The organism is uncultured Zoogloea sp. (assembly GCF_937894855.1).
In the GTDB taxonomy this organism is placed as follows: Bacteria; Pseudomonadota; Gammaproteobacteria; order Burkholderiales; family Rhodocyclaceae; genus Zoogloea; species Zoogloea oryzae.
In genome coordinates this window covers 1-11,913 of sequence record NZ_CALAYQ010000019.1, presented here as the reverse complement: position 1 = coordinate 11,913, position 11,913 = coordinate 1, and the positions used below count along the sequence as shown (strand labels likewise).

Annotated in this window: 11 protein-coding genes; 7 read left to right on the top strand and 4 right to left on the bottom strand. The window is 62.7% G+C overall.

All coding sequences use genetic code 11. From position 1 onward, the window contains the following. From yidC to rpmH, 4 genes are all read right to left on the bottom strand, one after another. Positions 1-1,081: membrane protein insertase YidC (yidC, locus tag Q0672_RS01710; RefSeq protein ID WP_298619072.1), on the bottom strand; the 1,081-nt coding region annotated here is incomplete at its 3' end. Positions 1,082-1,126: 45 nt separating this feature from the next. Further along, the gene (gene yidD, locus Q0672_RS01705; protein WP_153163502.1) at positions 1,127-1,336 is read right to left on the bottom strand and encodes a membrane protein insertion efficiency factor YidD; all 210 of its coding nucleotides are present in this window, start codon (positions 1,334-1,336) and stop codon (positions 1,127-1,129) included. Between the two features lie 10 nt (positions 1,337-1,346). Continuing rightward, complete coding sequence (gene rnpA / locus Q0672_RS01700; protein WP_228112013.1) at positions 1,347-1,667, bottom strand: ribonuclease P protein component; 321 nt, start codon at positions 1,665-1,667, stop codon at positions 1,347-1,349. 100 nt (positions 1,668-1,767) lie between these two features. After that, positions 1,768-1,902 carry a 50S ribosomal protein L34 gene (gene rpmH, locus Q0672_RS01695; protein WP_079434516.1) on the bottom strand — a complete coding sequence of 45 codons (135 nt, stop codon included), beginning with the start codon at positions 1,900-1,902 and terminating at the stop codon, positions 1,768-1,770. Positions 1,903-2,174: 272 nt separating this feature from the next. Between rpmH and dnaA the strand changes: the two genes are divergently transcribed. The 7 genes from dnaA (at position 2,175) to Q0672_RS01660 (ending at position 11,877) form a co-directional block, all read left to right on the top strand. Continuing rightward, positions 2,175-3,638, top strand: coding sequence for a chromosomal replication initiator protein DnaA (dnaA, locus tag Q0672_RS01690; RefSeq protein WP_153163503.1), 1,464 nt, complete (start codon positions 2,175-2,177; stop codon positions 3,636-3,638). Between the two features lie 78 nt (positions 3,639-3,716). Continuing rightward, complete coding sequence (gene dnaN, locus Q0672_RS01685) at positions 3,717-4,823, top strand: DNA polymerase III subunit beta (RefSeq protein ID WP_153163504.1); 1,107 nt, start codon at positions 3,717-3,719, stop codon at positions 4,821-4,823. Between the two features lie 73 nt (positions 4,824-4,896). Continuing rightward, a complete protein-coding gene (gyrB, locus tag Q0672_RS01680) occupies positions 4,897-7,368 on the top strand; it encodes a DNA topoisomerase (ATP-hydrolyzing) subunit B (RefSeq protein WP_298619066.1) in 2,472 nt (823 codons plus the stop codon). 392 nt (positions 7,369-7,760) lie between these two features. After that, the gene (locus Q0672_RS01675) at positions 7,761-8,963 is read left to right on the top strand and encodes an AAA family ATPase (RefSeq protein WP_298619064.1); all 1,203 of its coding nucleotides are present in this window, start codon (positions 7,761-7,763) and stop codon (positions 8,961-8,963) included. After that, positions 8,960-9,622: a hypothetical protein gene (locus Q0672_RS01670; protein WP_153163507.1), complete on the top strand. Its 663-nt coding sequence runs from the start codon at positions 8,960-8,962 to the stop codon at positions 9,620-9,622. The genes Q0672_RS01675 and Q0672_RS01670 overlap by 4 nt, the downstream gene beginning before the upstream one ends. 407 nt (positions 9,623-10,029) lie before the next feature. Further along, on the top strand, positions 10,030-10,506 hold the full coding sequence (locus Q0672_RS01665) for a hypothetical protein (protein ID WP_298619061.1): 477 nt from the start codon (positions 10,030-10,032) through the stop codon (positions 10,504-10,506). Positions 10,507-10,611: 105 nt separating this feature from the next. Next, positions 10,612-11,877, top strand: a complete 1,266-nt coding sequence (locus Q0672_RS01660) for an IS256 family transposase (protein ID WP_298619059.1) — start codon at positions 10,612-10,614, stop codon at positions 11,875-11,877. Positions 11,878-11,913 lie beyond the last annotated feature (36 nt).

Genomic DNA, 11,913 nt, shown 5'->3' with positions numbered 1-11,913 from the left:
CCCAGCCCCAGTTGCCGGTGAGCTTGTGGAACCACTCGAGCACCCAGAACAGCGGCGCGGCGATGATGGTCAGCCAGCCGTAGTCCACCACCAGGTCGAAGCCCTTGGCGAACTTCTCGAGGCGGGTCTGTTCCTGCGGGCCGGCGTACAGCGGCACTTCGAGCTTGGCGGTCTGGCCCGGGGCGATGGCGGCCACGGGCAGGATCACGCCGGCGGAGTACAGATCGGAACTGACCTGATTGGCGAAGAACTCGCGCTCGCCCGAAGCGGGCGCCCAGCCGGCGACGAAGTAGTGCTGAACCATTGCGGCCCAGCCATCGGCAGACTTGGTGACGAACTTGGCCTTCTTGGCGGCGACGTCCTCGAAGCTGACCTTCTGGTACTTCTCGGCTTCGGTGTAGAACGCCGGGCCGGTGAAGGTCTGCACGCCGAAGCCGCCGGGCTGCTCGGCCGGCTTGCCGTCACGGGTGAACTGGAAGTAGGCGTGGGGCGCGATGGGCGCGCCGCTGCCGTTGGTGATCTCGTAGCTCACCTCGGCCTGGTAGCTGCCCCGGTGGAAGGTGATCAGTTTGGCGACCTTGATGCCGTCGGCGGTGGCCGGGGCGTCGAGGCGCAGGGTGACCGCGTCCTGGCCGTCCTTCAGCTCAAGGTTCTGGGCGCCGAGGCTGAAGAGGGTCTTGTGGGTGGGCAGGCCGTTGCCGATCAGGCCGGTCTGGGCGGCGTAGTTGTGCTTCTCGCCGTTGTCGAAGAGCACGTAGTTGCGGCTGCGGTCTTCGGTGGCCTTGTGCTGGGTGAGCTCGAGCCGGACGATGTCGCCGCCCTGGGCCGAGATCTCGGCGACCAGGATGTCGGTGCGGACGACGGCCTTCGGTGCTGCCGCGGCGGCGGGCGTCGCGGCAGGCTGACCCGGCACCGCGGCGGCTGCGCCGGCGGTAGCCGATGGCGTCGGAGTCGGCACGCCGGCCGTCTGGCTGGCGGCGGGGGCTTCCACCTTGGGATGGTTGTGCTTCTGCCAGCCGTCCCACAGCATGACCAGGGAGAAGGAGAAGACGAGAAGGAGGATCAGGCGACGGTTATCCATCGGAGTATGAGTCAGGAAGGGTTGGGCGGAGAGCGGTGGCGGGGCTCAGGGTACGGGATCGTAGCCGCCGCCACTGAACGGATGGCAGCGGCACACACGTCGTGTCGCCAGCCAGCCGCCCTTGAGCGCGCCGTGGCGTTCGACGGCCTCGAGGGCGTATTCGGAGCAGGACGGCACGAAGCGGCAGTTGCGTCCGAGCATCGGGCTGACGGCGTAACGATAGCAGCGCAGCAGGGCGAGGAGGACGGCTTTCACGGCGCTGCCTTCATTTGCGGGGCAGGCGCCCCAGCAGACCGATCATCTCGTCGCGCATCGCACGCCTCGTCACGTTGTCGAGCTTGGCCGACAATCGTAACACCAGATCGTAGGGCGGCAAGCTTGCACGGGCGTGACGGAACACGTCGCGCCCGATGCGCTTGACGAGATTGCGCTGGACCGCCCGTTTGGCAAGCTTCTTTGCGACGACCAGGCCAAGGCGCGGCGTCCCGTCCGGGTTTGGACAGTAGTGCAGCGCGAAGTGGGAACCGCGAAGCACCCGCCGAAAAGCAAAAACGGATGAAAATTCATCCGTTTTGTGCAGTCGCAATGACGTGTCGAAGCCGAATCCTGCCGGGTTTGAATCTTCCGCTGCCGCATGGTTGCAGGCGGTGGAAGCTGCCGCGGTGGCCAGGCTTGCCTCGGCGGCCTTAGACGGCGAGACGATGACGGCCCTTGGCGCGACGAGCGGCGATGACCTTGCGACCGCCACGGGTGGCCATGCGGACCAGGAAGCCGTGGGTGCGCTTGCGACGGACGACGGACGGTTGGTAGGTGCGTTTCATTTTACGTGCCCGAAAGTTGAGTCAAACGCGTAATTTCATACGTTAACCCTCTGTTTGTCAAGTAGGTTTTACAGGGCCTTGTCTGGGGTGGGCTGCGGAGGGTTGTTTTGCGGGCCTGCAAGCTGTGGATAACTTTTCTGTCCACAGGTACAATACGCGTTTGGCCCGGCGACTTTGCGCGCTGCTGTGGCCGGCTCCGGAAACCACCCGGGGTTCCACCAAGAACGAGAAACGGCGCGCATCCTGCCGTCGAACCAGTCCACCCGTACATCGTGTCAGAAGCCTCATCACAGTCCCAGTGCGCCGCGTTCTGGACGCATTGCCTGAGCTGCCTGGAGCAGGAGTTGCCTGCCCAGCAGTTCAAGACCTGGATACTTCCCCTGCGCGTTGAAGAACTGCAAGGCGAGGACCTGGCCGGCGTGCGTCTGGTCGCCCCGTCCAACTTCCATCGCCAGTGGCTGCGTGATCGCTACCTGCGGCGCATCGAGGAGCTGGGCGAAGAATACTTCGGCGGTATCCCGACGATCGAGGTTGGCCTTGCGCCGGCCGGCGGTCCGCGCCGTGCAGCGCCGCCACCTCCGTCGATGGCGTCGAGCGCAGCGCCGTCCGCACCCGCTGCGGCGCCGATGGCTGCTGCTGCCCCCGCCGCGCCTGCGCCGGTCGCCCGCCCGGTGATGCCCGAAGCGCCGGTGAGCATCGAGGCGGCCAATTACGACAAGTCCCGCCTCAACCCCGATTTCACCTTCGACACCCTCGTCACCGGCCGTGCGAACGATCTGGCCCGTGCGGCGGCACTGCAGGTCGCCCAGAACCCGGGCGTCTCGTACAACCCGCTGTTCATCTATGGCGGCGTGGGCCTTGGCAAGACCCACTTGATCCACGCCCTGGGCAACTACGTCTTCAAGCACGACCCGCGCAAGGTGATCCGCTACGTGCACGCCGAGGACTACTACGCCGACGTGGTGCGCGCCTATCAGCAAAAATCCTTCGACGTCTTCAAGCGCTATTACCGCTCGCTGGACGTGCTGATCATCGACGACATCCAGTTCTTCAATAACAAGAACCGGACGCAGGAAGAGTTCTTCCACGCCTTCAACGCCCTCACCGAGGCCAAGAAGCAGATCATCATCACCAGCGACACCTACCCGAAGGACGTTCAGGGCCTCGAGGATCGCCTGATCTCCCGCTTCGACTGGGGCCTGACGGTGCAGATCGAGCCGCCCGAGCTCGAGATGCGGGTCGCCATCCTTAAAAAGAAGGCCGAGGTCGAGCGCATCCAGCTCGACGACGACGTGGCCTTCCTGATCGCCAAGAACCTGCGCTCCAACGTGCGCGAGCTCGAGGGCGCGCTTAAAAAGGTGCTCGCCTTCGCCCGCTTCCACGGCCGCGAGGTGACGCTCGAAGTGGCCAAGGAGGCCCTGAAGGATCTCCTCAACGCCCACAACCGCCAGCTCACCGCCGAGTTCATCCAGAAGACGGTCGCCGACTACTACAAGATCAAGGTCGCCGACATGCACTCGAAGAAGCGCACCCGCGTGATCGCCCGGCCGCGCCAGGTGGCGATGTTCCTCGCCAAGGATCTGACGCCCATGAGCCTGCCGGCCATCGGCGAAGCCTTCGGCGGCCGCGACCACACCACGGTGCTGCACGCCTGCCGAACCATCGCCGAGCTGCGCCTGTCCGATACCCAGCTCAACCACGACCTGCACGTGCTCACCCAGGTGCTGCGTGGCTGAAACCTGAATTCGCCATGATTGAGATGCCGGCCCGCCTAACCTCCCCGGCCCTGAACAACGATACGGAGACCTGACCACATGCTGCTCTTCACCGCGCCCCGCGATGCCCTCCTCGTCCCGCTGCAATCGGTGTCCGGCATCGTCGAAAAACGCCACACCCTGCCCATCCTCTCGAACGTCCTCATCGAGAAGAAGGGTGACGCGCTGACCCTGCTGGTCACCGACATCGAAATCCAGATCCGCAACAGCACCACCGCCGCCCTCGGCACCGACGACGTGGCCATCACCGTCGGCGCCCGCAAGCTGCAGGACATCCTGCGCGCGCTGCCCGACACCGCCGACGTCAGCCTCACCCTCGACGACAAGCGCATCACCCTCAAGGCCGGCAAGAGCCGCTTCCAGCTCCAGACCCTGCCCGCCGCCGATTACCCGCGCCTGTCCCCGCCCGAAGGCGAAGGCATCAGCTTCACCACCACGCAAAAAGCCTTCAAGAAGCAGCTCGCGCTGGTGCAGTACGCCATGGCCCAGCAGGACATCCGCTACTACCTCAACGGCCTCTTGCTGGTGGTCGCCGGCAACCTGCTGCGGATGGTCGCCACCGATGGTCACCGTCTGGCTTACGCGGCGTCCCCGCTGGTGGGCGACTACGCCCGCACCGACGTGATCCTGCCCCGTAAAACCGTCGTCGAACTGGCCCGTCAGCTGGCCGATTCCGACGATCCCCTCGAAGTCACCCTGGTGGGCAACCAGATCGTCTTCCGCTTCGGCAACATCGAGCTCATCTCCAAGCTCATCGACGGCAAGTTCCCCGACTACGAGCGCGTCATCCCCCAAGGCCACCCCAAGCTGGTCAAGGCCAGCCGCCTGGCCCTGCTGCAGGCCCTGCAACGCGCGGCGATCCTCACCAACGAGAAGTTCCGCGGCGTGCGCCTGATGCTCTCAGAAGGCAGCCTCAAGCTGGTGTCCACCAACGCCGAGCAGGAAGAAGCCCAGGAAGAACTCGAAGTCGATTACAGCGGCGATTCGCTGGACATCGGCTTCAACGTCACCTATCTCCTCGACGTGCTCACCAACGTTTCCGCCAACGAGATCGAGATCCGCTTCAACGATGGCAACGCCAGCGCCCTCTTTGGCCTCGCCGACAACGCCGACTTCAAGTACGTCGTGATGCCGATGCGGATCTGATCCACCGCCTGCTGTCTGTCTGCCAGGCCCCGCGAGGGGCCGTCCAAGCTGTACCTGAAGAACCGAGAACACCATGTCCGATACGCAACAACCCGCCGCCGCCGACAACTACGACGAATCCAGCATCCAGCAGCTCGAAGGGCTGGAGGCCGTACGCAAGCGGCCCGGGATGTACATCGGCGATACCTCCGACGGCACCGGCCTGCACCACATGGTCTTCGAAGTGGTGGATAACGCCATCGACGAAGCCCTCGCCGGCCACTGCGACGACATCGTGATCACCATCCACGCCGACAACTCCATCTCGGTCACCGACAACGGCCGCGGCATCCCGGTCGGCGTCAAGATGGACGACAAGCACGAACCCAAGCGCTCCGCCGCCGAAATCGTGATGTGCGTGCTCCACGCCGGCGGCAAGTTCAACCAGAACAGCTACAAGGTCTCCGGTGGCCTGCACGGCGTGGGCGTCTCGTGCGTCAACGCGCTCTCCAAGTGGCTGCGCCTCACCGTGTCCCGCGACGGCCACAAGCACTTCATGGAGTTCAACCGCGGCCACGCCGTGGATCGCGTCATCGAAGTCGTCGACGGCATCGAGACCAGCCCCCTCAAGGTCCTCGGCGAAACCAGCAAGCGCGGCACCAAGGTGCACTACCTCGCCGACGAAGAGATCTTCGGCACCGTCGAATACCACTACGAAATCCTCGCCAAGCGCCTGCGCGAGCTGTCCTTCCTCAACAACGGCGTCAAGATCCGCCTGGTGGACCAGCGCAACGGCAAGGAAGAGGATTTCGCCTTCGCGGGCGGCGTCTCCGGCTTCGTGGATTACATCAACCGCGCCAAGTCGGTGCTCCACCCCACCGTCTTCCACTCCAGCGGCGAATCCATCCAGAACGGCGTGCCCATCACCGTCGAAGTGGCCATGCAGTGGAACGACAGCTACGCCGAACAGGTGCTGTGCTTCACCAACAACATCCCGCAGGCGGATGGCGGCACCCACCTCACCGGCCTGCGCGCCGCGATGACCCGCGTCATCAACAAGTACATCGAAGAAAACGAGATCGCCAAGAAGGCCAAGGTGGATATCTCCGGCGACGACATGCGCGAAGGCCTCGCCTGCGTGCTCTCCGTCAAGATGCCCGACCCCAAGTTTGCCTCCCAGACCAAGATGAAGCTGGTCTCTGGCGAAGCCCGCCCGGCGGTTGAAGAAGTCGTCGCGCAGAAGCTCGCCGACTTCCTCCTCGAGCGCCCCATCGACGCCAAAACCATCTGCGGCAAGATCGTCGAAGCCTCCCGCGCCCGCGAAGCCGCCCGCCGCGCCCGCGAGATGACCCGCCGCAAGGGCGTGCTCGACGGCGTCGGCCTGCCCGGCAAGCTCGCCGACTGCCAGGAAAAAGACCCCGCCCTGTGCGAGATCTACATTGTCGAGGGTGACTCCGCAGGCGGCTCCGCCAAGCAGGGCCGCGACCGCAAGTTCCAGGCGATCCTCCCGCTGCGCGGCAAGGTGCTCAACGTCGAGCGCGCCCGTTTCGACAAGCTCATCAGCTCCGAGCAGATCACCACCCTCATCACCGCGCTTGGCACCAGCATCGGCGCCGACGACTTCAAGCCCGAAAAGCTCCGCTACCACCGCATCATCCTGATGACCGACGCGGACGTGGACGGCGCGCACATCCGCACCCTGCTGCTCACCTTCTTCTACCGCCAGATGCGCGAGCTCGTCGAGCGCGGCCACATCTACATCGCCCAACCGCCGCTCTACAAGATCAAGCACGGCAAGAACGAGATGTACATCAAGGACGACAACGAGCTCAACGCCCACCTGCTCAAGCTCGGCCTTGAAGGCGCCGCCCTCACCCCGCGTGAAGGCGCCGAGCCGATCCGCGACGAAGCCCTCGCCGGCCTCGCCCGCACCTACCTGCTCGCCGAAGGCGTGATCCGCCGCCTCGCCGACTGGATCGACTCCGACGTCCTCCACGCCCTGCTCGCCACCGACCTGCCCCTGTCGGTCGACGACGAAGCCGCCACCCGCGACTCCGCCGCCCGCCTGCAGGCCGCCGTCGGCACCGACATCACCATCGAGGCCAACTACAACGAAGCCACCGAAGCCTGGACGCTGGATCTGGCCCGCATGCACCACGGCAACCGCAAGGTCAGCCAGATCGACGGCGACTTCCTGCGCTCCGGCGACTACCGCACCATCCGCCAGGCCACCGAATCCATCTCCGGACTCATCGGCCCGGGCGCCATCATGCGCCGCGGCGAGAAGCAGCAAGTCGTCGCCAGCTTCGCCGACGCCATCAGCTGGATGCTCTCCGAAGTCGAACGCGGCATCTCCAAGCAGCGCTACAAAGGTCTCGGCGAAATGAACCCCGAGCAGCTCTGGGAAACCACCATGGACCCGGCCGTCCGCCGCCTGCTCAAGGTCCAGATCGACGACGCCATCGCCGCCGACGAAATCTTCGCCACCCTCATGGGCGACAACGTCGAACCCCGCCGCGCGTTCATCGAAGAAAACGCGCTGTATGCGCGGAATCTGGATGTGTGAGACTGGTTGTGCCTGAACGCAGCGACAGTAGACAGGCAACGGCAATGATGAAAAAAGCTCCCGATGGGAGCTTTTTTCATGGGGGCGTGGTCGTGTGGCTGGGGTGTCGCCAGCCGTGGCGATCATTAAGCAGGCGCTACCTCACACAGGCTCGATATTCAGCTTTCGACCCACAGCGGTTAATCGCATTGGCAGTCTGAGTGGACGCTCCCCAGCAGAAATCTGCCTCGGATATACTCTGACGCTCGCGCTCCACACGTTGGTCAGACTGCAAACCACGCCTGCCTTAAAGCCTACGGTTGAGGTTTCAGCTTGGACAGCGTGGGCAAGAACAAAAAGGGAAACCAATGCTTGAGTCTATTCACTTCAAGAACGTGGGGGCAGCGCCGGAGATGAAGATGGATCTCTCGGCTCGGTTGAACCTTATCACTGGGAACAATGGTCTCGGAAAAAGCTTTCTGCTTGACGTAGCTTGGTGGGCACTTACGCGCACGTGGGCTCGGGAAATGGTGGTACCCAGGCCCGGCCTAGTCGCAGAGATCACCTATAAGTACACCAAGAAGACCAAACCTTCATACAGTTTCACGAGCAAGTACGAGGCGGATCGCGTCCGGTGGACCGTGAAGGCAAGCCGTCCTCCAATTCCGGGGCTGATCCTTTATGCCCAGGTCGATGGCGGCTTCTCAGTATGGGATCCGATGCGGAATTACTGGACCGAAGACGCGCCAGACCGCCCCAACGCCTTCCTTTTCACACCGGATCAAGTCTGGAAGGGGAACGAGCATTGTAAAGGTGTTATTGAAGATTGGCTGCTTTGGCAAGCTGGGAACGATCGCAAATTCAAGCTGTTAACGCAGGTGCTCGACACTCTATCGCCTTCGGCGAACGAAAAAATAGTGCCGGGGGAACCACGCGAGATCACGATTAAGGATAAAGGGCCAACGCCCACTCTGAGAATGCCGTATGGCGAAGACGTGCCGCTCAACCACGCGTCCTCCGGGATGCGCCGGATTATTGCCCTAGCCTACCTATTGACGTGGGCATGGCATCGACACGAAGAGGCGGCAAAGCTGCGTAGGGAGGAGCCTGCCCGTGAGATCGTCTTCCTAATTGATGAGATCGAAGGCCATCTCCATCCTCAATGGCAGCGTCGCGTCGTACCCTCTCTGCTGCGGGTCATGGACGTACTCACCGGCAAACATAGAACGAAGACTCAACTCATCGCCGCAACGCACTCCCCACTCGTGCTCGCGTCAGTCGAGCCTCTATTCGATGCCAAACAGGACTCGTGGTTCGACCTCGATCTGGAACAGAGGAATGTGATTCTTCGTAAGCGGGAGTATTGCCGCCGTGGCGAGATCGATAACTGGCTGACGAGCCCGGCCTTTGATCTGAAAGAGCCTCGCGGTTCGGTCGAGGCCGAGGAGGCTATTCAGGCGGCATTGGCCCTCGTTCGCCAGGGGGCGCCAGACAAGGCAGATATCGACCGCGTCAATAGACTGCTGCAGTCGGTACTCGGCGATACCGATAGGTTCTGGGTACGTTGGACCTCTTTCCGGGACACCCACAACGAGCGCGCTGGCACAAAGAAATGATACCTGTTGCCCGGGCAAGGAAACCCAAAGCGTTCGACGAGAAGGTCCGCAAACCCGGCCTGCGTGCGATCTCGGAAATGGCAGGCAAGCCGTCCCCTTTTCCTCGAACGGCAGGGAAGCCCTACAAGCAGATCGTTCAACGTAAAGCGGATATTCCGGCATCGGCGTTTCCTACATACTGGACCGAGGCTCTCGACGACCTAATGTCCGCATATGGCGAGATATGTTCGTATTCATGCTTCAGAATCCATCCTGTCACTGGCGCCCGTTCTGCCGACCACTTTGCCCCCAAATCGCAGCACTGGCGCGCCGTGTATGAATGGTCGAACTACCGGCTTTGCTGCAGCCGCATGAATTCCCGGAAGAACGATTTTGGCGAGGTACTCGACCCATTTAAGGTGGGTAAAGGGTGGTTCGAGCTAGAGCTTGTGGGCTTCCAGGTCATTCCCGGTAACTTGGTGAAAGCCACCCCGATCGAACAGCAGGTTAATGACACTATTGAGCGGCTTGGCCTCAATGACTTTTGTCGCGAACGCGCTGAAGACGCCGAGCGTTACTGGGCTGGCGACTATTCATTGAAGGTCTTGAAGAAGGATTCTCCCTTTGTCGCATATGAGCTCTGGCGTCAAAACAGGCTCAATATTGGAGACTCTTGGTGACGCTAGCGCTTTATGACTTTCTAGCTCAGAGGCCGGTCCAAGTTTGCCCGTAAGGGACTGCAACGAGTCTAGAGCTGTCACTCAGTGCAGTATCGTAGAGGACGATTTCTGGCCGATTACCGTCATATTACCGTCCTTCTAGCGCAATAGAATGATCGTCATCTCCATCCCGACGTCCTGATCCCGCTCTCCAACATCTCCCGGTTCTCCGTCCTTCCCCCGCCCGTCGTCACCCAGCAATGGCCTTCCACGGCTACCCCGAACCTCACGCTCCGGGGTAGCTTCCCAGGCCCTGGTCATCCTCCTCAATCACCAACCATTTGACATTACCTGTCCATGCATCCAAACTTCGCCCCGCACAAAGTGTGCAAACGACATACACACATAACATCATTGAGGATCGGGAAATGAGTCAGAACGTGGTTTCGCTGGTTTTGTCGGCCGAGCAGCTGGATCAGGCGCGCAAGGCCTTGGGGATGCTGGAGCAGAGTCTGGTGGATCTGATTTCCCTGTCCGTCGAGCAGCGTCAGGAGCTGCGCAAGATGGGGCCGAAATCCGAGATGTTTGCGCGCAAGGCCCACGAGGTGGTGCTGCAGAACCCGGACAGCATGCCCCGCTCCTTCGACATCGAAGCGTTCACCGAGGACCTGCTGGCGCTGGATCAATTGCGGCCCTTGTTCCTGCGGATCACTGCACTGGCGCGGCGGGCGGAGGATACGGAGATGGCCTTGGGGAGCGATATCTACAAGGCGACGCTGGATGCTTACCGGTTTGCCAAGGCGGCGGGCAAGGGGGCGGCGCTGGATGAGCTTTCAGAGCAGGCGGCGGTGCGTTTTGCAGGCCAGGGCAAGCGCAAAGGGGGGAGCGGCGGCACCCAGTCGTAATGAATGGCGGGTGGATGGGGGTGGTCCCGGTGGGGACACTGAATGGTTCGAGCCTGTCCGAATTTTTGTGTTTGAGGCATAACATCAGACCCGGAGGGAATGGTTATGCCAAGGAAGAAACAGAAGTTACCGCTGCCGCCTGTAGCCGTGTTGCCGGAAGGTGCGCAGCAGTGGCTCGATCAGGTGGTGACGGGCCCGATGACGGCGGGGGCGGTCGAGGGCGTGATGCGCGGGATCAAGAAAGCTTTGATCGAGCGGGCGCTTCAGGCCGAGCTGAGCCATCACCTGGGCTACGCCGAAGGCGAGGCGAAGCCCGAGGAGCTCGACAACCAGCGTAACGGCACGAGCGGCAAGACGGTGCTGACCGACGACGGGCCGCTACGCATCGACATCCCGCGGGACCGGGCCGGGCAGTTCGCGCCGCAGCTGATCGGCAAGCACGAACGGCGCTTCACCGGCTTCGACGACAAGATCATCGCCATGTACGCCCGCGGGATGAGCGTGCGCGAGATCCAGGCGTTTCTGCTGCAGATGTACAACACGGAAGTGTCGCCGGACTTCATCAGCCAGGTCACCGCCGCGGTGATGGATGAAGTCCTGCAATGGCAGAGCCGGCCCCTGGAGGCAGTGTATCCGGTGGTGTTCTTCGACGCGCTGCGGGTCAAGATCCGCGAAGATGCGGTGGTGCGCAGCAAGGCGGTGTTCCTGGCGCTCGGGGTGCGGGCCGACGGCAGCCGGGAGATCCTCGGGCTGTGGATCGAGCAGACCGAAGGGGCGAAGTTCTGGCTGAAGGTCTTCAACGACCTGAAGCTGCGCGGCTGTGAGGACATCCTGATTGCTGTTACCGACGGTCTGAAAGGCATGGCCGAGGCACTCGAAGCGGTATATCCGCACACGACGCTGCAGACCTGCATCGTGCATCTGCTGCGCAACAGCCTGGGCTACGCGAGCGCCAGGGACCGCAAGGGGCTCGCCGATGCCCTCAAGCCGATCTACCAGGCGGTCAGCGCCGAGGCGGCCGAGGCGGCGCTGGAGGCGTTTGCAGAAGGAGAATGGGGGCAGCGCTTCCCGACCATCACGCTATCGTGGCGACGGGCGTGGGCGCAGGTGATCCCGTTCTTTGCCTTTCCGCCGGAGGTGCGCCGGGTGATCTACACGACCAATGCCATCGAGAGTCTGAACGCGCGGGTACGCAAAATCATCAAGACGCGGGGCCACTTCCCGACGGACGAGGCGGCAACCAAACTGATCTGGCTGGCGCTGCGCAACATCACGGCCGAATGGAAGAAACCAATGCTGAACTGGAAGCCGGCGATGAACCAATTTGCCATCCTCTACACCGATCGCTTCATCCCCGCGATGGCACGCTGAGACGACACTTCCTGCCCGACCACCACAAGGCAGGAA